Source organism: Ekhidna sp., from assembly GCF_963691765.1.
Classification (GTDB): domain Bacteria; phylum Bacteroidota; class Bacteroidia; order Cytophagales; family Cyclobacteriaceae; genus Ekhidna.
This window is the reverse complement of sequence record NZ_OY829375.1, coordinates 275,678-295,998: the sequence shown is the minus strand read 5'-3', so window position 1 is coordinate 295,998 and position 20,321 is coordinate 275,678. Positions and strand designations below refer to the sequence as shown.

Annotated in this window: 20 protein-coding genes; 4 read left to right on the top strand and 16 right to left on the bottom strand. The window is 38.5% G+C overall.

Translation table 11 applies throughout. The features are described from left to right. Nucleotides 1-22: 22 nt before the first annotated feature. The 10 genes from ACY650_RS01360 to ACY650_RS01315 form a co-directional block, all read right to left on the bottom strand. Nucleotides 23-886 carry a hypothetical protein gene (locus ACY650_RS01360; protein WP_462250978.1) on the bottom strand — a complete coding sequence of 288 codons (864 nt, stop codon included), beginning with the start codon at nucleotides 884-886 and terminating at the stop codon, nucleotides 23-25. Between the two features lie 506 nt (nucleotides 887-1,392). Next, complete coding sequence (locus ACY650_RS01355) at nucleotides 1,393-1,860, bottom strand: hypothetical protein (protein ID WP_462250976.1); 468 nt, start codon at nucleotides 1,858-1,860, stop codon at nucleotides 1,393-1,395. Between the two features lie 479 nt (nucleotides 1,861-2,339). Continuing rightward, on the bottom strand, nucleotides 2,340-3,005 hold the full coding sequence (locus ACY650_RS01350; RefSeq protein WP_462250974.1) for a hypothetical protein: 666 nt from the start codon (nucleotides 3,003-3,005) through the stop codon (nucleotides 2,340-2,342). A 27-nt stretch (nucleotides 3,006-3,032) separates the two neighbouring features. Beyond that, a complete protein-coding gene (locus ACY650_RS01345) occupies nucleotides 3,033-3,491 on the bottom strand; it encodes a hypothetical protein (RefSeq protein WP_462250972.1) in 459 nt (152 codons plus the stop codon). 187 nt (nucleotides 3,492-3,678) lie between these two features. After that, complete coding sequence (locus tag ACY650_RS01340; RefSeq protein ID WP_462250970.1) at nucleotides 3,679-5,124, bottom strand: SEFIR domain-containing protein; 1,446 nt, start codon at nucleotides 5,122-5,124, stop codon at nucleotides 3,679-3,681. A gap of 130 nt (nucleotides 5,125-5,254) precedes the next feature. Then, nucleotides 5,255-7,090, bottom strand: a complete 1,836-nt coding sequence (gene nadE / locus ACY650_RS01335) for an NAD(+) synthase (RefSeq protein WP_462250968.1) — start codon at nucleotides 7,088-7,090, stop codon at nucleotides 5,255-5,257. 44 nt (nucleotides 7,091-7,134) lie between these two features. Continuing rightward, complete coding sequence (locus ACY650_RS01330; RefSeq protein WP_462250966.1) at nucleotides 7,135-7,437, bottom strand: GIY-YIG nuclease family protein; 303 nt, start codon at nucleotides 7,435-7,437, stop codon at nucleotides 7,135-7,137. A gap of 57 nt (nucleotides 7,438-7,494) precedes the next feature. Continuing rightward, complete coding sequence (rnc, locus tag ACY650_RS01325) at nucleotides 7,495-8,217, bottom strand: ribonuclease III (RefSeq protein WP_462250964.1); 723 nt, start codon at nucleotides 8,215-8,217, stop codon at nucleotides 7,495-7,497. Further along, nucleotides 8,217-9,470, bottom strand: coding sequence for a beta-ketoacyl-ACP synthase II (gene fabF / locus ACY650_RS01320; protein WP_462250962.1), 1,254 nt, complete (start codon nucleotides 9,468-9,470; stop codon nucleotides 8,217-8,219). The genes rnc and fabF overlap by 1 nt, the downstream gene beginning before the upstream one ends. A gap of 25 nt (nucleotides 9,471-9,495) precedes the next feature. Then, the gene (locus ACY650_RS01315) at nucleotides 9,496-9,732 is read right to left on the bottom strand and encodes an acyl carrier protein (protein WP_089358163.1); all 237 of its coding nucleotides are present in this window, start codon (nucleotides 9,730-9,732) and stop codon (nucleotides 9,496-9,498) included. Between the two features lie 114 nt (nucleotides 9,733-9,846). Between ACY650_RS01315 and ACY650_RS01310 the strand changes: the two genes are divergently transcribed. Both ACY650_RS01310 and pyk read left to right on the top strand, forming a co-directional pair. Further along, nucleotides 9,847-10,275 (top strand): IPExxxVDY family protein, encoded by a 429-nt coding sequence (locus tag ACY650_RS01310; protein ID WP_462250960.1) that lies wholly within the window; start codon nucleotides 9,847-9,849, stop codon nucleotides 10,273-10,275. A 13-nt stretch (nucleotides 10,276-10,288) separates the two neighbouring features. Further along, nucleotides 10,289-11,719 (top strand): pyruvate kinase, encoded by a 1,431-nt coding sequence (gene pyk, locus ACY650_RS01305; protein WP_462250958.1) that lies wholly within the window; start codon nucleotides 10,289-10,291, stop codon nucleotides 11,717-11,719. Between the two features lie 6 nt (nucleotides 11,720-11,725). Here the strand turns inward: pyk and ACY650_RS01300 are convergent, their stop codons facing one another. Then, nucleotides 11,726-12,643 carry a LysR family transcriptional regulator gene (locus ACY650_RS01300; protein WP_462250956.1) on the bottom strand — a complete coding sequence of 306 codons (918 nt, stop codon included), beginning with the start codon at nucleotides 12,641-12,643 and terminating at the stop codon, nucleotides 11,726-11,728. Nucleotides 12,644-12,733: 90 nt separating this feature from the next. Here ACY650_RS01300 and ACY650_RS01295 point away from each other — a divergent pair, with 90 nt between their 5' ends. Next, complete coding sequence (locus ACY650_RS01295) at nucleotides 12,734-13,084, top strand: hypothetical protein (protein ID WP_462250955.1); 351 nt, start codon at nucleotides 12,734-12,736, stop codon at nucleotides 13,082-13,084. Nucleotides 13,085-13,405: 321 nt separating this feature from the next. Continuing rightward, nucleotides 13,406-14,827 carry a thrombospondin type 3 repeat-containing protein gene (locus ACY650_RS01290; protein ID WP_462250953.1) on the top strand — a complete coding sequence of 474 codons (1,422 nt, stop codon included), beginning with the start codon at nucleotides 13,406-13,408 and terminating at the stop codon, nucleotides 14,825-14,827. A 46-nt stretch (nucleotides 14,828-14,873) separates the two neighbouring features. On the opposite strand, the gene ACY650_RS01285 is transcribed toward ACY650_RS01290, so the two are convergent. The 5 genes from ACY650_RS01285 to ACY650_RS01265 form a co-directional block, all read right to left on the bottom strand. Beyond that, a complete protein-coding gene (locus tag ACY650_RS01285) occupies nucleotides 14,874-15,248 on the bottom strand; it encodes a DUF423 domain-containing protein (RefSeq protein ID WP_462250951.1) in 375 nt (124 codons plus the stop codon). After that, entirely contained in the window at nucleotides 15,249-15,863 is a 615-nt protein-coding gene (locus ACY650_RS01280) for a hypothetical protein (protein WP_462250949.1), read from the bottom strand. A gap of 113 nt (nucleotides 15,864-15,976) precedes the next feature. After that, nucleotides 15,977-16,165 (bottom strand): hypothetical protein, encoded by a 189-nt coding sequence (locus ACY650_RS01275; protein ID WP_462250947.1) that lies wholly within the window; start codon nucleotides 16,163-16,165, stop codon nucleotides 15,977-15,979. A gap of 92 nt (nucleotides 16,166-16,257) precedes the next feature. Further along, complete coding sequence (locus ACY650_RS01270; RefSeq protein WP_462250945.1) at nucleotides 16,258-19,317, bottom strand: ATP-binding protein; 3,060 nt, start codon at nucleotides 19,315-19,317, stop codon at nucleotides 16,258-16,260. Between the two features lie 164 nt (nucleotides 19,318-19,481). Further along, the gene (locus tag ACY650_RS01265) at nucleotides 19,482-20,300 is read right to left on the bottom strand and encodes a nitroreductase family protein (protein ID WP_462250943.1); all 819 of its coding nucleotides are present in this window, start codon (nucleotides 20,298-20,300) and stop codon (nucleotides 19,482-19,484) included. Nucleotides 20,301-20,321: the final 21 nt, after the last annotated feature.

Below are 20,321 nucleotides of genomic sequence, written 5' to 3'. Positions count from 1 at the left end.
TAGCTTGGTTCGTATATACATTTCAGGATTTGTTAGAATCTGTTATATCTGTTTTGAAGTCAATATCTTCAAATGTTAGAAGATCCACGCTTATCTGAATGTCCGTGTTTTCAGTATTCATTTCCTTAATAAGTTTTTTTATTCTGTCCTTTGATGATTCTCTAAGCTCACCAACAAATATCAGTTTGAATTCAACTCTCTTCTTGCTGAGTCTTTTGTATTCTCTTACTCCTTCGAGTTGACGCTCTAGCATTTCTTTCAAAAACTTTGCAGGATATAATGTTCTTCTAGAAGCCTTTAATTCAAGAATGATATCAAATTCCTTGGTCGAGATAATACCATCAAACTCAACCACATTTCTGCCATTACTAATTATTCGTTGGTATTTTTCGATTGGCTGCCTATATTTTTTTTCTAAATAACGGAAAGTTTGATTTTCAACCAACAGAAAAAATTGTCTACCAGATAAGTTAGAGTGCTCAAGAGCTGAAGATTGAATATCTAACAAGTTGGAGTCTTTGTCTTTCTTCTCGGAAATTCTTTCTGCTTCTTCAATTTCTTCCTCCTTAGATTTCTCTATTTCATTTACAGGAATTGTTTCTTTCTTGTAATCGAAATACTCCTTGCTACCTCGTATAATTGCTGCCAGATTCTGAAGAAAATCTAGTTGAGTTACCGCAGTTGCAATAATGAATATGGAAGCAAAATAACAATACGCATTGTTGGCAAATAAACTGACTGAAACAACTAAAAAAATTGCTGTTATTCTTAATAGATATTCCCTTTCCGAATGAAAGATTGATACAATACCAAAAATCAGGCCACTACCAAAGGCTAGCAACGATAAGAGTTCATTAAAGGATTCTGATTTCAGGATTTCTTGCATCTATAGAACCAAATACCTGGATACCCAGCACATTCATTTAACTACCTTTTAAATTACGTTAAGTGTATTTTATATCCAAATTGATTAGGATACTGATACTGCAAGCCTAGTCTGGCGCAGAACTTTGTTCCGCGACGAACTGCCATTTTTAAGGCGGAAGTAACTTTCGAGCTAGTGGGGAATTTCCCACTAGCACATGCCCAATACGATTTGTTAGAAGCTTTACTCATGCATCAACACACCAATCCATATCCCATTTATGAGTGCCAAGAGAATCAGTAGGATAGTATTTGGTTCCATTTGCTAGAAGTGAGGTGGTCCATAACATCTGTACAAAAGACATTATGTCGTTTATTTACCTTTTAAATAACGTTAAATGTGCTTTTGTATCCAAATAGGAGGGGACAGACCCAATTGAGCTTGGAATGTAGTCCGTGGAGAGTTGTCTTGTTTTTTTATAGCAGAAGGAAGCTCAGTGCTAGTAAGAGATGCTATATACAATTTTGTTACATGCTGCTATTTATTTTTAGAATTTCAGTGATTCGTCCAAGCTCTGGATTTAGTTGATTTTCTTGTTTCCATTTCCAAGTTCTGTTTTTCAACAAGTCCATAAGTTCATAGTCTATTCCATCTAGAACTACATTTTTGTTTTCATTCGTATTTGCTTTCTTCAGTAATTGTTGAATTTCATTGACGTCAATCAGCATTAGGTACGAAGTCTCCTCGCGAATTTGAATTTTATCTAAATGATAGATTCCGAGTTCATTATTCGTTACCCCGTCCCATTTCCTTACTATTAATTTTCTTGTTTTCCAGTTATCACCAACCCCCAAAGTCATTGATAGCCCATGATTCATTAATTGAGCAAACTCAAGGTAGATCCAATGAATAGTTAAGGTTTTATCATAATTTGTGGTTAGCAGTTTACGGACTTCTGCGATGTATTCATCTGATCTATTTGTTACTCTGGTCATTTAGTATGGGTTGTGTCGCATAACATGGAATAAACAACACAATGTCTTTATCTACCTTTCAAATAACGTTAAATGTGCTTCTGTATCCAAATAGGGGGGATGGATTCAATTAGGCTGGAACACAGCACGTGAAGAGCTGTCTTGTTTATTAGCGCGGAAGTAACTTCCGCACTAGTGGGGAGCTTCCTTCAGTGACGGCGTTTGTCCAAAAGCCACTGCGAATTGGATTATTGCAACTACTGTTATGAAACACTTAAAATTCGCTTTGAGATACTTACACATTACTAGTTCAGGTATGTTACTCTTAGGGATACCTGAAAAAATGTAAAAGTTTCACATGGTGTTGTATTTTTCTACTGGTAGAGAATACAGACTGTTGTGGGGCTTAGCTAAGATGGACCGATTGTTTTTAGCACGGAAGTAACTTCCGCGCTAGGGAGTGTTTGTTAGATGCTTTTTCTTCGTTAACCACCTTTTTCTCACCATTTATGATAAGTTCCAATCACAAACACCATTGAATTGAAATCATCTGTTTTTATTATCAGTTTAGGTGGTGACTGCCCCTGAGATATTCGATATACATCTGCCTTTAGACTGCTTCCAAGAATGTTGTAAGGATAACTCGGTGTTATATTTCCTATGAAGTCTCTAGTACCAATTAGTAAGTTGGTTCCACTTTCTCTTAGGTAAATTCTTAATGTCGTTTGGTCAGGAAAATTGGCGATTACTCGACCATCTGGAGTATGCCAATCAGTGTACCATCCAGAGCGCTTGAAATCTTCAATCCCATATCTGCTATTCATGGAATTAGAAGTAATGTCGTTAATTGCCGTTTCTGGAACTGAATTAGCTTTCCAGTCCTCTATTATCCTTTTTTGCTCGGAAGTTAAAGTCTCAGTTTTTTCTTTATCATCTCCTGAATCAGGAACAAATTTGGCTGCAAATCCAAGAATCATTGCAATTACAGAAAGTTGGAATAATCGATTAATGATTGTTTTAATAAGATCTAGACTCTGTACTCTGTTTAGAGTTGGGATTAACTTCTTTTGAATTATTTGTTTAGAAATTAAAAAAATAGCTGCAGAAACAAATCCAGCTAACATTAACGGGGTTGATATATTTGTGGCTATTTCAAAAATGTTCATGTGATTGAATTCTAAGAGTTTGAATGCTTAACGAAAGTAATTTTCTGGCCATAAATAATCGGGCAAATAATTCCGAATCATTTCAGATGCCCAATCGTAACCTCTGGCTTCTAACTCACGAACAAAGTGTGGCCAAGGCGGAATATTGCTTCTATAGACATTTGTCGATAATGTAGACATTCCTCCACCTTCTAATGTTGAGAGTCCACCATATTGTAAGGTGGATAGACCTCCATATTGAAGAGTTGATAATCCTCCGTATTGTAATGTGGAAAGTCCACCATACTGTAGAGTAGATAACCCACCGTATTGAAGATTTGACATTCCTCCATATTGTAAAGTGGACAACCCACCATATTGAAGGGTAGATGCTCCACCATATTGCAAAGTTGACATTCCTCCTCCTTGTAGAGTAGATAACCCACCGCCTTGCAAAGTGCTAAGGTTTCTAGGCCAAGTTCTTAGATTAGGTATTTCTGGTCTCATACTTCTTCTTTATTGCATCTAACATCTGTATAAACGGCATTATGTCGTTTATATATCTTTCAAATTACGTTAAGTGTATTTTATATCCAAATAGGAGGGAGCCGATGCATTTAGCTTGTATCCCAATCCGTGAAGAGTAGACTTGTTTTAGCACGGAAGTAATTCCCGCGCTAGTTGGGGGCAAATTCTACTTCAAAGAATCTAGTTTTTCCATATTCATAGTTCCCCAAAAATCTCTTTCAAATCTGAATTCATACCAATTATTGACATTAAGTCTTTCATGACCCTCTCTAACCTTTTTGCGCAATTCCTCAATATCTTGAATACCTGTTACTACTGCTAGTTTTTTGAAATATTTATGCTGAGTAGCTCGAACAAAAAATGGATATTCGTATTCGTATGTGGAGTAATGAAAAGTCTGCGGATACCAGCGAGTTTCCTCAGAAATGAATGCCATTAGGAGAGTTAAGAGCTCAGCTTGTATAATACTAACAAAAGGTAAATCTTCTCTATCTGCATGACGTTTTACCAACTCAGCAGCCGGAGCATACAATCTGCGTCCCTCTGGTGCTAATACCTTTTGCAGTGCGTCTGAATATCCATAAAAACCACCAAAACTCTCAAACTTCGAATCTCTATGTATTCTTTGAGGTGAAGCTAGTAAATAATGAGAAGTAAATACCTCATGCAGGGTGTGGTAGCACTCGGTTTTTAGAAGAGCCGCGACCACATAAAGAAACGTCTCATAAACAAATACAGAATGTGCTTCAAACCAAGAATCGTTCCACGAAGAAATTTCAGGCGGACGAGCTTTCAGTTCTTTTAGTTTTTCTAAGAATTCAATTAATACATTTGAAAATTCATCCTCAGAAGTTATTTCACTTTCAACTAGAATCCAGTCTGTTATCAGGTCCCTAATTGGTTTTAGTTTATTAGCATCATCTAATACTTTTTCTCCAAAATTCTCAGTATTCGGTCGCTCTCTAGTTCTTAAATCATCAGCGTATTTTATGCATGTATCTAGAAAGTCTCGTCTGTATTTTTTAATTCCCATCTTTCCTTGAAGAAGAGCTTGCTGTAATGAACTGAATTTCGCAAATGATTCACTTGTTGGTAGATTTTGTTCCTTACTTATGTAAAACGGCGTTTTTCCTTTTTTTGGTTTTACATGGAGTGGCTTTCCGTACAACAATCTGGTTAATTGTTCCCAGTTTTCATTTTCAGCTTCTGTACTTGAAAAGTTTATCCATATGCGTGATTTTAAAAAAGTAGGTAAGTATGGTTGTCCATCTTCATCGAATTCGCAAACAATAGGAATAAACTTTGATTGTTTTACTTTTTCATAAACTTCTTGAGATATAATCTGGGATTCCGTGCCAACTCCTGCCTTTCTGGAGTCGGCTTTTTCAGAGTATTTCTTATCACAAATTACTAATACGTGGGTGACTGTTTTATCTGTCACCATTTGTTCCATAAAAGCATATTTGTCATCACCTTCATTTAGATCGTAAATGTCAAGCACTATGTCAATATTATCTGCAAGGAGTCTATCAGCCCACCGCTTAACTTGCTCTTGATGAATTTGGCCTGACCAGCTATATGATATAAAGACCTTTGGTTCTTTAATTTCCAAAATATATTAAGTTTTAATTCATTTGGTGGAGAAGGTTTTGCATAACACTATGTAAACGACACTATGTCGTTTTCCACCTTTCAAATTACGTTAAGTGTATATTATATCCAAATAATTGGATAACAGGAACTTACAACCCCTCCAGCTCCTCGATATACCCTCCACTCAAAATAGGAAAGCGGTACCACGAGCGAGGGTCAATGTTGAAGTCATCGAAGTGGAAACTCGGAGCGTAGCGCTCACGTTTCCATTGGTTTCTGGTCCACAGGCGATAAAACTTCTTGATCCAATCTTTCAGATTCGCTTCGTTGTATTCGTTTTTCAAAGCCTCAAATACCTGTTTGGGTGATTGCCCTTTGAGAATGGCTTCACGTTCAATCCGCATCAACACCTCGTAAGGCATCAAGTCTTCTTCGTCAGTCTGGTGCTGATCTTCTGGTCGCAGTTCCGCAGTAGGGGTGAGTGCGTTCACATCACTAAGTCCATCAAAGCTAAGCTCAGTTTGTGCATACTTCAGCCATTGCAAGACAAAGTGCTTATCTACCCCGGCAATAGGAGAGATGCTCCCACTGGTGTCGCCATCCATGGTAGCGTAGCCTACGTCTCCCTCGCTTCGGTTTGAAGTGGCGAGCAATAGCTTGCCTTCCAGATTGGCAAGCATCCAGATAATTGGTGAGCGAGCGCGTGCCTGAATGTTTTGTAAAGTAATGTCATCATGATCCCAGGTAAGCTTGCGCCCGATGGCTGTCTCAATTGTGGAGCGATACTGGTCTACCTCTGCATCGATATTCCAATCGTAGAATGTGGCTCCAAGGCTATCAGCTAAGTTTTTCGCAGAATTAAACGTAGCATCAGAGGAGTTTCCTGTGGCCTGATAGGCGGTGGTAAGCAGTTGCCAGGTAATTTCTTGTTCGGAATCTCCAGTTAGGTTAAAACCAAGCTTGCGTTGAAATTCTTCTTTCCCTAGTTGGTTAAGTCCCGTCCGTACAGCGAAACTTACCATCGTAGCTATGGTGCTAGAATCGGCGCCACCACTGAGTGATAGCACAAATCCTTTACTTCTGCTTTTTCTGCAATAATCAAATAAGGCAAGGGATGCAGCATGTGCAAACTCCTCGTTTTGACTTTTATAGTCGGGCTTGATGTTCGTCTCGGCATTGTCAGTATCAAAGTCAACTTCCACTTTTAGCAATCGGTAGTCGTGATACCACAGTCGGTGGTTTCTACCGATGAGGTTTCCTTTTTGCGCAATCAAGACATCGCCATCGTAGATCATTCTGCCGGCCTCATTGCCAAGTAGGTTGGCATACAAGTAGACACAGTCAAATTGTTTGGAGCTTTTGGTCACCAATTCTTCTCTGTATGCGGCTTTTTTGAAAGCAAAATGAGAGGCACTGGGATTCAGGATGAGGTCTACTTTTTTATCCAAGTGCTCGCAAGGCCGGTCTGGTTGCCATGCATCTTCACATATCTCGAATCCGATGGTTATTCCTTTTACTTGCGCAGTAATGTGTCCGAGTGGATAGGAATTTCCATTTATCTCGAGGTGTTCAATTCTTCTAGATTTCCAGGGAGTAAACCATCGAGGCTCATAGTGCACACCATCGTTGGCCAGCTTTTGCTTGGCATAGAAGCCCAAAATTTCGCCATCATCGAGTAGGCAGGTTGTATTGTAGATCTGGCCTTCGAAACGAATGGGTAATCCAACAGTAACCACGATGCCTTTAGATAGTGGAACTATTTCATTTAGCTTTTCTAAAGCCGTTTCAGGAAGCCATTGACTCAAAAACAAATCTTCACATCCGTATCCTGTGATACACAGTTCGGGTAGACATAGAATATCCACGCCCTCGCTTTTCGCTTCATCTATAGCGGATGCAATGTTTCGAAGATTATTGGCCCAATCAATGGGAGTTTGATTGAGACAGGCACCTGCGAGTGATAGTTTTTTTGAATTTAATTTCATTTATGTCATTTCGACGTACCTGTCGTGACAGGTTAAGGAGAAATCTAATCTTGAATTTCTTGATTTAAGAACCTCCATTTGGGATTCAATTGTTCAATCAAATTATTCTTTTTTTCTCTTCTCCATTTTTTAATTTCTTTTTCTCTTTCGATTGCATGTTCTATGAATCCATGCCTTTCCCACCAAACTAGATTGTAGCAAAAATACCTACAGGCCCATGTTTTGGGATTCCCTCTATTGTTGTAGTGTTGGCCCAACCTTGTCTGCAAGTCATTAGTCACACCAATATAAACAACAGTTCTTTTTGGATTTGTAGTTATGTAAACAAAGTAGTTATGTGATTTCATAATTAGATCTCTCAGCCTTCTTGCATCAGGCTTCGAGATGACACTAAAGATCTTAAACTAGTCTAAGTTAAGTTGCTCGTAGGTCTTTTGAGCAGCATCTTGCTCTGCTTTTTTCTTGCTAAACCCAAAACCTTTGGCCATGGCCTGGTCATTGATAAAAACCTGGGCGGTAAACTTTCGATCTTCTTCGCTGATGATTTCAAATCGAAGGTCTTTGTTTTCCTTTTGTGACCATTCCAGCAATCGGCTTTTATGGTTGGTAATGGTGGAAATCAGATCATCCAAATCGTAGTGCGGACGAAGCAGCTTTTTGATAACAAACTTCTTGCTGTATTGGAAGCCGTGATCCAGATAGACTGCACCAATCAACGCCTCCATGCAGTCTCCATAAACGGAGCGATGTGCCCGTGAATTTTGATTGTACTGTACCAATTCCTTCAAGCCAATTTTCTGCCCCAATTGATTTAAAGATTCGCGATTTACAATTTTTGCGCGTATCTCGGTAAGGAAACCTTCCTCTTTGAAGGGATACGTCATGTACAGGTATTCTGCGACGATCATACCTAAAATAGCATCTCCCAGGTATTCTAGCCTCTCATAAGAATTCTTGATTCCTTGCTCATTTACAGAAGCTACGCTGCTATGGCGCATTGCTTGTTTGTACAAAGCAAGGTTGATCGGCGATCTACCCGTAATCAAACGGAAAGACTGTCGAAGTTTTTTTTCGGATTTAAGAGAATTAAGAAACCGGCCCGATAATCGTTTCGGAAGGGAAGACACTAGCCTTTGTATTTGCCTATAACAATGGAGGTATTGTGACCACCGAAACCAAAAGTGTTGCTCATAGCGATGTTCACTTCTCTTTCCTGTGCCTTATTGAACGTAAGATTCAATTTTGGATCTATATCAGGATCATCAGTAAAGTGATTGATGGTAGGAGGAATGATTCCTCTGTCCAATGCCATGAGACATGCGATGAACTCAACAGCTCCGGCTGCTCCAAGCAGGTGACCTGTCATTGACTTGGTCGAGCTGATGTTCATGTTGTATGCATGTTCTCCAAATACACGTTGTGCAGCTTTGATCTCACCAACATCTCCAGCTGGAGTTGAAGTTCCGTGAGTATTTAGGTAGTCTACATCTTCTGGTTTGATACCAGCATCTTCGATGGCATTTCTAAGCACCAACTCAATACCTGCTCCTTCTGGATGAGGCAATGTAATGTGGTGTGCATCGGCAGACATACCGCTACCTAGTACCTCAGCATAGATTTTAGCACCTCTTGCTTTGGCATGTTCTAGTTCTTCGAGCATGATAGCTCCAGAACCTTCACCCAATACGAAACCATCTCGATCTTTGTCGTAAGGTCTGGAAGCAGTTTCAGGTGAATCATTTCTTTCAGATAGTGCTTTCATCGCATTGAATCCTCCAATTCCAGACTCAATTACACCTGCTTCAGATCCACCTGTAAGGATGGCGTTAGCTTTTCCTAGTTGGATAAAAGTGAATGCGTCTGTAATTGCATTGTTGGATGAAGCACAAGCAGATACTGTAGCAAAGTTTGGTCCCATAAATCCATATTTAATGGATAAAAGACCAGGGGTGATATCTGCGATCATCTTAGGGACGAAAAATGGATTGTATCTCGGGGTGCCATCTCCCTTAGCAAAGTTTATCACTTCTTCCTGGAAGGTGCTAAATCCACCGATGCCTGATCCCCAGATTACTCCGATACGAGTTTTGTCAACTGTATCAAGATCTAATCCTGAGTCTACAATGGCTTGTTCGCCAGTGACCATCCCATACTGTGTATTAGGATCCATTTTTCTAGCTTCTTTCCTGTCAAGAAAATCCTGAGGATTGAAGCCTTTTACTTCACAAGCGAATTTTGTACGGAATTTCTCAGTATCAAATCGAGTAATAAGAGTCGCGCCACTTACTCCTTTGGCCAAAGAATCCCAATATTCATCTTTAGTATTTCCTAAAGGGGTAAGGGCACCAATTCCGGTTACAACGACTCGTTTTAATTCCATAAATTTTATTTGCTAAGTTGGTTGATTACTTAACGTTTTCTTCTAGATAAGAGATAGCATGACCTACAGTGGCAATGTTTTCAGCCTGGTCATCTGGTATAGAAATGTTGAATTCTTTTTCGAACTCCATGATCAACTCTACAGTGTCAAGAGAGTCAGCTCCTAGATCATTGGTGAAGCTTGCCTCTGGAGTTACCTCAGACTCTTCTACACCTAGTTTGTCAATAATGATTGACGTTACTTTTTGTGCTATTTCAGACATTTTTGTAATGTTTGGTTAAAAATGAGTTGCAAAGAAATATATTCTGAAACTAAAATCAAATTAGTATTGAAGACATCTCTTCGTTGCGAATTTAGGGCTTAGCTTGCACATTGTATGAAGAAAAATAAATTAGATGGTGGTTACGCTGCTGATTTTGAATTGTTTGGTCTTGTCTGCAACAAGAAAGAATACAAGTTAGCCTGGCATTTAAATCAGGCTTTAAACATTACTTTGGTCAAAAAAGATGATATCAAAATTGAATACGCGGACAATACAGCTATTTTAATTTCAAACTATATCTATCAAACAGAGTTTGTTTTGTTTGAGCTACTGCAAAACAAGCTCGTAGGAAGTGGTAGTCTTTCTAAGAAACTTCTAATGCCAGAATTAAAGCAGTTTGACTTTTTATTGAAGTTTAAAGATCTGACGGATGAAATGACTTCCGAAAACGTTAACGCAATATTCAAAGATATTCCTATCATTGAGTACGCAATGCGACTTAAATTTGACACCTTAAAATCTAAAGAGAATCTCTTTTACTAAACTAAATAACCTTATGAGTTCAATCACCAAGAGAACAAAAATTGTTGCAACTATTGGTCCAGCAAGTAATAACAAAGAAACGATCAAAGAATTGATCGAAGCTGGAGCTAATGTGTTGAGGCTAAATTTCTCGCATGGCACGCATGATGATCATACCAAGGTTAAAGACTTCATCCGTGAGGTCGGCAAAGAGAATAATTATCATGTTGGTATTCTTCAGGACTTACAAGGCCCAAAGATTCGAATTGGTTTGGTGAAAGATGGAGGCGTCGAAATCAAAGATGGGCAAGAGTTAGTAATTACTACCAATGAGATTGAAGGAGATGATAAGCGAGTAAGTACAGTTTATACCCAGATTGTAAATGATGTAAAACCAGGAGATACGATCCTGATCGATGATGGAAATATTGAGCTTGAAACGATTTCAGCTGCAAATGACGAAGTATTGACCAAAGTGGTGCACGGTGGCGTTTTGAAGTCAAGAAAGGGGATTAACCTTCCAGATACAGTTGTTTCAGCGCCATCACTGACTCCAAAAGATTTAGAAGATCTCAAGTTTGGGTTATCGCTAGATATTGATTGGGTGGCACTAAGTTTTGTTCGCAAGGCGGATGATATAAGAGAGCTCAAAGACATCATTGCTAAATCTGGCAAGGGGACCAAAGTAGTAGCCAAAATAGAAAAGCCTGAGGCACTCAAAAATATTGATGAAATCATTGAGGTAACTGATGCTGTGATGGTGGCAAGAGGTGATTTAGGAGTTGAAATTCCTATGCATGAAGTCCCTATTTGGCAAAAGAAAATTGTTGAGAAGTGTAATAAAGCAGCTAAGCCTGTAATAATCGCTACTCAGATGATGGAAAGTATGATTGAAAATCCTCGTCCGACAAGAGCTGAGACGAATGACGTTGCCAATGCTGTGATGGACGGGGCGGATGCATTAATGCTATCAGCGGAATCTGCAGCTGGAAAATTTCCGGTTGAGGCAGTTCAGAAAATGTCCGAGACCATTATGTCAGTAGAGTCAGAGGCTGATTCGATCTACAATAAATACTATGAAAAGCATTTTGAGTCCAGTACTCGAATGAATGACCTATTAATACGAGCTGCTTGTAGACTTGCAGAACATACTTCAGCGAGAGCACTTGTTTGCATGACCAAATCTGGATATACCGGATTCAGAACCGCAATGCACCGATCAAAAGCCGAAATCTATTTATTTACTGACAATGAAAAGCTTCTTCATCAAATGTGTTTGCTGTGGGGAGTTAAAACCTTTCTATATACTTCTCATGATAATATCAATGAGACGCTTGTTCAGATAGAAAATAAGCTCAAAGAGACAGGGAATCTCAAAAAGGGAGATGTGTTTATCAATACATCTTCCATGCCTCAACACTGGCAAGGACATACCAATATGATGAAGGTTAACGTCGTAGAATAGTTCAGATTAGCTTGGCTCTATGGCCCAGTTGAAGTGTTCTTCTACGAGTTTGCCTTTGTTTTCTTCTATGAATTCTATTAGCGCATTTTGGGCGGGAGTTAGCCGCTTACCTTGTGAATAAATAAGGTTCCATTTGGTAATAATTGGAAGGCCTTTCAGAGGGAAAATTTTCATTTTCTCGCTAGTTAACGCGGTGCGGAGTCCAATTAAAGGCATGATGGAGAATCCCAATCCTGCGTTAATTGCTTGCTTCACAGCTTCGTTTGAAACTAACTGCATTGATTTTTTGATGGAGACATTATTCTTTTCAAGGAATTCCAGCATTGATTTTCTGGTTGCGGAACCTTCTTCTCTGAAAAGTAAGGTCACCTTTTCCAGGTCTTTGATTTTAACTGCACCCTCATAATCAACATTGCCAATAAGATGGAGCTTGTTTTCCATCAATTCCACACGGTTTACTTTGAGTTCATCCGGTACAATGGATACAAGAGAGAAGTCACTTTCGTTTTTAACAAGTCCTTCGATTACCTTGTTTTTATTAGATACATCTATGGATATTTCTATGCCTGGATATTTGTCGATGAAAGCTTTCAAGAAGTATGGAATCACGTATTTACCAGTTGATACCACAGAGATTTTTATTTTGCCTGTGAGGAATCCTTTGTACTGTTCAATGGTATACTTAATAGCCTCTGACTCTTCCAAAATCCTCTTGCTTCTGAGCATGATTTCCTTTCCGAAATCCGTAATAAAAAGCTGTCTTCCTACCACTTCGGTTAGCGGCAAATCAAATTGTTCTTGCAATTTTTTTAGTTGTATTGAAATAGCTGGCTGTGTTAAATGTAATTCATTAGCAGCTTTTGTAATGCTTTGATATTCAGCTACTTTAAGAAATATTTTTAGTTGATGTAGTGTGTAATTCATAAATAAAAATTTATGTTTTATATAATAAAGTTAAATGAAAATATATGAATCAGTGCCTTTAGTTTCGCATTCGAATCAAAAAAAATACATATGACACTGATTATGAATTCTCCACTTGAAATGGAAGCAGCATTAAGCCAAGTTGATACTCAAGACGAGTTAACCATTTGTATCGATTCGGACCATGAACAAGAGAGTCCAATGGAAGAAGATCAGAAAGCTAAGGTAAGTGCTGAGTCACCTTCACTTTATGCGCTTTTTCAAAAAACATTGGAAGTAAAAGGAGAGTATCCTTTAGAAAATTGCGAATGGAATGGTGAAAAGGAATTGCAAGCTGATAATTTATCTAGCATGACGCTTCATTCATTCATACTCAAAGCGCAAAGCCTGGGAAAGAAAATTACATATGCTAAGTCACTAAGAATTAAAATCTCTGATTAAGAATGGGTTTGAATACCATTTTGTTTTGCATTGATGAATTCCCTCAGAAGACGAGGTAAAGTAGCATTACTATAATCAAGAGAATAGCTATCCATTTGTATCCAGTGCTCACCTCAGCGAACTCATACTGACAAATGGGGCACTCTTTGCTTTTGGCATCTACCTCCATAGCACAGGATGGACATTCCTTAGTTTTCATATATTATTCATTGATCCAGACAAGGTAGACTTTTTGTCTATTTACTGAGCAATTTTCTTTCTGTTGATATTCAACAACGGGGTTCTATTTATCATTCATTGTGAAAAAAATAATCAAGCACAATGAAGAAAGCCAGTTTACTACTCTTAACAATCTTAGCATTTCAAATGATCTCATGCAGCAACGATGAATCAACCACATGTGAAGATTGCGATTTGGATGGAATACTTAATGATATTGATAACTGCCCTGAAACAGCAAATGCAGATCAATTGGATACTGATGATGATGGTATAGGAGATGTTTGTGATGATGACATAGACGGAGATGGGGTTGCGAATGAAATAGATAATTGCAGATTGCTTCCCAATCCTGATCAATTGGATAGTAATGGTGATGGGATAGGTGACGTCTGTGATATAGATATTGAGTTGCCCTTTTCTTATTCTCTCAAACACGCTGTTGATACTGAAATGGAAAAGCGATCGGATGAAAATGTAGCTTTTGATCTTGCTTCTCCGGTTAACTCAAATCTGTTCTCAAGCAATGAATACGATCCATCTGAATACAATATTCTCGTTAAAGCCAGCTACGGCCCAAGATTCTTAAACTATCAAGTAGAAACACTACAACAAGATCTTCATGGAGGTATAGATTTCAGTGATCAGCTGACCTTTGGGGAAAGCTCATTCCATTGTCCTGACGATGGTGAATCATTAGAACAATCGAATCCTGCACCTATATACAGTGCATGCGCCGGTGTGGTTTACAATTTTAGAGAAGAAAAGAATGACATTTATATCAAATGTGATGAGCCATTGAGATATTCTGATGGCACAGAAGTCGAGGTTCGTATGGTATACCGTCATCAAAGTTCAGTAGAAGATAAATTCAAAATTGATGATGATGATGATGATGTACCGGTAGCCAAAGGTGAGTTGCTCGGATACATGGGGCATGAAGGCGCCTCTACTTGTCACCTTCATTGGGATTTGAGAGTAGATGGTGAATATATTCATCCTGGAAGACTTCTCAATCCAAATGTGTCTGCCTTCTATAAAGCATTAAAAAATCCAGATGATGTTTTCATTAGCTTAATAGGGTTTAATGAGAAGTTGAATGAAGCGTATTTTCGAATTGCACTAAAAGGTAATGTCCTGTCTCTTCTTGAAATTCGAGTGACTAATGATCAATTGAGTTTGGATGACCGATTGAATTTTGAAGCAAGACAGATGATTGATGATGCAGCTGAAAGAGATACACCACACATAAATGAGTCTTTATCCATTTTTTCATATCCATTCAATGGTCATGACAAAGTATCAAGCCTATATGAAAGAAGGAAGGATGATTTTCATCAAGATTATCCGGGAAGTGTAAATCATCCGAATGGTTATTACCCAATAAATGAAGATGATCATGAATTGTTTGCAATGCCATCCAAAGTGTATGATGTCGTGGTTAGAAATGTTGATGAAGAGAACCTTTCTCACTTCAAAATAACTCTGATTGACATCTATGGAAATATTATGAGTACTGAATAGAAATGCTTGAATCAAGAAAGGGTTGTTCAATCCTTTCTTGAGGATATTAAAGCGTTTTAAGCGCAGCAGTAAGTAAGAAAGCCCACCCAAGAATAAATAGCAATCCTCCAATGGGAGTGATCGCTCCAAGCCATTTTATGCCAGTAAAACATAAGATGTACAGCGACCCGGAAAATATAAGAATGCCAAAAGACATGCTATATCCAGCATAATTCAGCCACTGGCTTTCATACTTTGTTAGCAAGAATGCTATACCTAAAAGTGCCAATGTATGATAAAACTGATATTGAACAGCAGTTTGAAAAGTATCTAAGTTTCCTTCAGACTGTAACTTGTCTTTGAGTGCATGTGCTCCAAAAGCACCAAGCATAACTGCTAACATCCCCGAAATTGACGAGATTATGAGAAATAGTTTGTGCATCTATTCTTTTTCGCGAAAGTAAGAAGGGATTTTGAATATTTCAGCGCTAGCATTCAAATCAGTCTGTACATCGGTAGCGGTCATTACAATATTACGATCACCTAGTTTTGCTTTTCGCTTCATTACGAGCCCATTCCAAATCCACATTTCTTTAATTGCCTTTCCTTCAAAAGTCCAGACTTGACATGTTTTTCCATTCAAGGTTGCATCCGATTGTTGCGATCCTCCCATAGAGAATAGAATAGCTTCTGAAACCTGACTCGGATTTTTATATGAAGCTTGCTGACTCCACTTTAAATCCTTTTTAGAAGTATAGGTTGAATCATCAGGATTTAGTCGATACACAAAATCCCCATCGGTTATTTCATAGACAGTTTGCGTACTTGTAATCCCATAAAGTTCAAATGTCATTTCTTGCTGACGCAAGCTTGTCCAGCCATAATTATCGAAGGTCATCTTTTCCTCTCCACTTCCATCGCCGGAAATTTCATAGGTTATCTGAGCACTTTTAATATCGTATTTCTTAAACCCCTGTGATCGAAGTTTATCTGCAGTTTGTGCTTGAGAGTAGCTGAATAATGGAACTGCTAATAGAAGGATAGTTAATGTTCTCATAGTAGGTTTTGCGGGTGCGTATCTACTCAAAGATAGAAAACCCTGACATCCCAAAGCAAAAATGGGAGTCAGGGTCGTCAACCAGCTATAGTCAAAAATCCCTAGTCAGGGGATTATCTTAATCTCGACAATTGACATTTATTCAATTCTGAGACAATTTTTAAAAGTGTTCTTTCTGATGTATTTCTGAATCGTTCAAGACCTAAAATTTCGTTTGGCTTGACTGTAAGCTTTATTTGAAACTCTTCATATGTTCCATACTGGTAAGATTGAGAGGCGGTGTTGTACCAAATAACTTGCATAATGATGGCGGCTTTATGTTTGATACTTCCAAGTTGATATGGTTTAGTTTTTAAATCCTGCCAACTGACTTTCAATTTCTGCCATTCTCATTTCAGCGCTCCAAAACGTCCTTAAACGGATGTCCAAAGCGTTTTTCATATTGCGCGGCAAAAGAACTCACGTTGTTCATTCCAATTAATTGGGCAGCTTCAGTCGCAGTTCTTACTTTATTGTTTTTTAAGTGATTTTCGAGGTACTGCCACCTCACTTCTTTGATGAGTTCATAAGGTGTTAGACCGGAGATTTTTTTAATCATCCGATATACCTTTCGCTCACTTGCCGCCATTTCATCAGCAAGGTCCAACACGGACAGGTGTGGATCATCAACATGTTTTATGATTAGCACTTCTAGCCGCTGCATGATGTTCTTTTCGAATTCCTCAGCGTTTTCGCCATATAACTTGGAAAACACCTTGCCACTATCCCAATCGCGTTCAAGTATGTTTTGAATCTTGGCAAGAAGCTCATCTTTATCGAATGGCTTACTAATGACATCTTCTGCACCTTTAGTAATTAGGTCAAGTTTTTCCTTTTTGTCAGTTCTTGCACTTACGACTACCACAGGGATTTTCTTTAGCTCTTTATCATTTTTTAGATGATCTACCAATTCAAATCCATCCATGTATGGCATCATTAGATCCGTAATGATCAGATCTATTTTTTCTGCTTGTAGCATTTCAAGTGCACTCGTTCCATTGGCAGCCAGGTATATTCGAAAATGTGTATTTAGAATGCTCTGTAAATAGGATCTAAGCTCTTTATGGTCTTCTACAATGAGAATAGACTTAGCATTTAGATCTGTGTTTTTAATACTTGGAATTTGCAATCTTTCTTTCTCTTCTTGAAGGTCCATCCAAAGTGAATTACGAGTTACTACATCGAGTGAGCGTTCGGGTATGATTGCTTTTGAAATCCAATCACTTTTTTTGAAAGGGAAACGAATGGTGAAAATAGATCCTTTGTCCCCGTTGCTGACTTCTATTTCTCCACCATGAAGCTCTACCAACTCCTTTACCAGGGCTAGGCCTATTCCAACGCCTGCTTGTGAGTTGATTGAGTTAGAAGATTGATAATACCTGTCAAATATCAAATCAAGACTTTCTTTTGGGATACCGGGTCCGGAATCAGAAATAGCGATTTCCAGATGTTGATTGTCTGTATTAACCTGTACATCTACTGTGCCATTATCTGGAGTGAATTTGATTGCATTCGACAGCAGGTTGTATATAATTTTTTCAAATTGATGCGGGTCGATTTGAAGTGCAGTCTCATCCTCTGTATGACTGATGAATTTTAATTCTATTGATTTTATATCAGCAGCACTGCTAAACATCTTGGTCAGGAGTCTCAAATAGGGGACGATTTTTACATACTGGAGTTCGAGTGTGATTTTCCCTTCCTCTAATCTTGTGAGATCCATAATTTCATCGGCGAGAAATAAGAGACGCTTTCCATTTTTGATTCCCATGTCTAAGAGCTCTTTGGATTCTCGATCCATTATCTCATAATCTCTTTCAATAATTTTATCTAAAGAACCCAGTATAAGCGTGAGAGGTGAACGTAAATCATGGGAGATATTTGCGAAAAAGCGTGTCTTGGCCTGATCCAGTTCTTGGAGCTTGATAGATTGCCCTTCGATTTTTAGTAAAAGCTTTTTTCGCTCTATTAATTGTTTTCGTAATAAAATCGCAATAGCAAGCAATAGAACTACAATCGCTCCGATGGAGAAAATGATGAGATTTTGAGAGCGTATTCTTTGTTGCTGCAACTCTGTTTCTGATGCAAGTAGCTGGTTTTTTGCTTCCACCTCCATAACTTCAAATTCATTTTGCATTAAGCCGATTTCTATAGACTTATCTTCTGTCCATAAAGAGTCTTCGTATGCTCGGTATAGCTCATGATTTTCTAACGCTTCTTTATTCTGATTAAGGCCTTTATAACTCTTATACAAGAGTTTATATAGTTGTACGATCCAGTTTTTGACGCCTACATCCAACGCAATTTCAAGTCCTTGTCGGGACGAAGCAATAGCTTCTTTGTATCTCTCCAACCCAACCAATACCTCAGCTCTATTCTTATGGTATTCATAATCTTCGATTACGCCATCTTGACCTACAATTGGTGCAGCGCGATCGTACCAATAAAGCGCACTGTCATACATGGCATGATCTTGAAATACCCAGCCTCGCCTGATTTGGAAGATCAACTTTAAAACATTGTGATTTATGGAGTCACATTTTGCTTCCATTTGGTAGGATAGATCAATTGCCTTCTGATGTAGCCCTTGTTTATTGTAATTTTCAATGAGAAGCACATGATCATAGAGGAAATCATCGAATTCACTGTGCGATCGATCAATGTCTATTACTTCCAATATTGCTTTTTCCGCTTTCTCAAAGCTATCGACCTCCTGATAGGCCATTGCAAGATTGATGAGGCGATTAGCCAGGATATGAGGGTCAGCATCTTGACCTATATTCCTAAAGATGGCTATCGATTGTAAATAATATTCAATGGCTCTAGGGTAATTCTTTTGATTTTTGAAAATGATTGCAATGTTGTTATAGGACTTAGAAAGGCGGGCAGAATCATTGACTTTAATGTATTCTTTCATGGCGGCCTTGTAATAGTCAAGTGCTTTTTTATGATTTCCGCTGTAGTAATGAGCAACACCGAGTGCATTATTTGCATCAGCAATGGACTGCGGAAGATCATTCGCTTCTGCAATGTTTAGTGCTTTATTGTAACACTCTTCCGCTTTTTTAAAATCTCCTTCTCGTTTGCGATAGTAATACCCTAGGTCAATGAATGACCTGCAAGCGAATGCAAAATCTTTAATTTGGATTGCAATTTTTACAAGCGTATCTGTTCTCGTGGATAATAATGAGCCAGAACTGCCATTAAAAAAATCAATTTCGTTTTTTAGCTGTAATGCTCTGATCCATTTGGAAGAATCATTTTTTTCAACCAATGCAAGTGCCTTCTCAACGGCGGGATTCCCAACTTCATAATTGCGAATGTTGTTTTCTGCTGAATCGTACCAATATTCAAAGTCTTGCGAGTAAGAAAGCAATGACGAGATTACAGTGAAAATGAACAGAGATGTTCTCATGTGACTATGGCGACTTGCTGACTAAAGATAAAAAAAGCTTCCATGAATAGATCATGGAAGCAACTTAGCTACCCACGGTGCTATGCGTGATAGGTGGATTTCGTATGTGAAGGTAGGAGGTGTGGGTTTTACTACCCTGCCAACCTGCTTCAATATCCTGCCAATCACTCATAAAATACTGCCACGTCCTCAAGCGGCTTTCTTTCCAAGTCGGGAACGAAAACATCATCTTTAGGATAACCTATTGGCAGCAAAAGATATGGACGCTCATTTTCTGGACGATTCAGAATTTTAGTTAAGAAATTCATCGGAGATGGTGTGTGAGTTAAAGTGACTAACCCAGCTTTGTGTATTGCTGAAATAATCATCCCACAAGCAATTCCGACAGATTCATTGACATAGTAGTTATTGTTCTTCTCTCCATCGACCGATTCATAAACACGTTTAAATATTACAACGATCCAAGGAGCTTCTTCAATGAATGGTTTGTTCCAGTCTGTGCCTATTGGTTCTAAATCTTTTAGCCAGCGCACGCTCATTCTTCCGTGATAACTGTCATATTCTTCCTTCTCTGCTGCTTCTCTTATTGCTTTTTTTATTTCGCTATTTGAGATCGCGCAAAAAGTCCAAGGCTGTTTGTGTGCACCAGAAGGAGCAGTTGAACCCGCCATTATCAAGCTTTCTATCAACTCTTTGCTGACAGGCCGATTGGATATGTCTCTTACAGTCCTTCGTGTATCAAGCCATTGATGATATTCTTTGGCTCTTTTTTCGGCTTCGTCTAAGCTATAGACAGTTTGCTCATAAGCAACATGAGGGTAGCCATTTATCTCTTTCTTTTCCATAACACGTTGGAACTCTAGTTTATGAGTGTGTGATATTTTAAATAACAGGTCTTTTTTGATATTCAAAGGCCATTGACTAAGATAATTAGATCCTTTCTTATTGAATGCCGCTATTCGAAACACTTCTCTAATTTCCATTAAATTGGCGCTTCTTATTAA

What these genes read in the sequence shown, in the direction of transcription:
- ACY650_RS01360 (WP_462250978.1), bottom strand. Translation starts at nt 886, where the DNA reads ATGCAAGAAATCCTGAAATCAGAATCCTTTAATGAACTCTTATCGTTG.
- ACY650_RS01355 (WP_462250976.1), bottom strand. Translation starts at nt 1,860, where the DNA reads ATGACCAGAGTAACAAATAGATCAGATGAATACATCGCAGAAGTCCGT.
- ACY650_RS01350 (WP_462250974.1), bottom strand. Translation starts at nt 3,005, where the DNA reads ATGAACATTTTTGAAATAGCCACAAATATATCAACCCCGTTAATGTTA.
- ACY650_RS01345 (WP_462250972.1), bottom strand. Translation starts at nt 3,491, where the DNA reads ATGAGACCAGAAATACCTAATCTAAGAACTTGGCCTAGAAACCTTAGC.
- nadE (WP_462250968.1), bottom strand. Translation starts at nt 7,090, where the DNA reads ATGAAATTAAATTCAAAAAAACTATCACTCGCAGGTGCCTGTCTCAAT.
- ACY650_RS01330 (WP_462250966.1), bottom strand. Translation starts at nt 7,437, where the DNA reads ATGAAATCACATAACTACTTTGTTTACATAACTACAAATCCAAAAAGA.
- fabF (WP_462250962.1), bottom strand. Translation starts at nt 9,470, where the DNA reads ATGGAATTAAAACGAGTCGTTGTAACCGGAATTGGTGCCCTTACCCCT.
- ACY650_RS01315 (WP_089358163.1), bottom strand. Translation starts at nt 9,732, where the DNA reads ATGTCTGAAATAGCACAAAAAGTAACGTCAATCATTATTGACAAACTA.
- ACY650_RS01310 (WP_462250960.1), top strand. Translation starts at nt 9,847, where the DNA reads ATGAAGAAAAATAAATTAGATGGTGGTTACGCTGCTGATTTTGAATTG.
- pyk (WP_462250958.1), top strand. Translation starts at nt 10,289, where the DNA reads ATGAGTTCAATCACCAAGAGAACAAAAATTGTTGCAACTATTGGTCCA.
- ACY650_RS01300 (WP_462250956.1), bottom strand. Translation starts at nt 12,643, where the DNA reads ATGAATTACACACTACATCAACTAAAAATATTTCTTAAAGTAGCTGAA.
- ACY650_RS01295 (WP_462250955.1), top strand. Translation starts at nt 12,734, where the DNA reads ATGACACTGATTATGAATTCTCCACTTGAAATGGAAGCAGCATTAAGC.
- ACY650_RS01290 (WP_462250953.1), top strand. Translation starts at nt 13,406, where the DNA reads ATGAAGAAAGCCAGTTTACTACTCTTAACAATCTTAGCATTTCAAATG.
- ACY650_RS01285 (WP_462250951.1), bottom strand. Translation starts at nt 15,248, where the DNA reads ATGCACAAACTATTTCTCATAATCTCGTCAATTTCGGGGATGTTAGCA.
- ACY650_RS01280 (WP_462250949.1), bottom strand. Translation starts at nt 15,863, where the DNA reads ATGAGAACATTAACTATCCTTCTATTAGCAGTTCCATTATTCAGCTAC.
- ACY650_RS01275 (WP_462250947.1), bottom strand. Translation starts at nt 16,165, where the DNA reads ATGCAAGTTATTTGGTACAACACCGCCTCTCAATCTTACCAGTATGGA.
- ACY650_RS01270 (WP_462250945.1), bottom strand. Translation starts at nt 19,317, where the DNA reads ATGAGAACATCTCTGTTCATTTTCACTGTAATCTCGTCATTGCTTTCT.
- ACY650_RS01265 (WP_462250943.1), bottom strand. Translation starts at nt 20,300, where the DNA reads ATGGAAATTAGAGAAGTGTTTCGAATAGCGGCATTCAATAAGAAAGGA.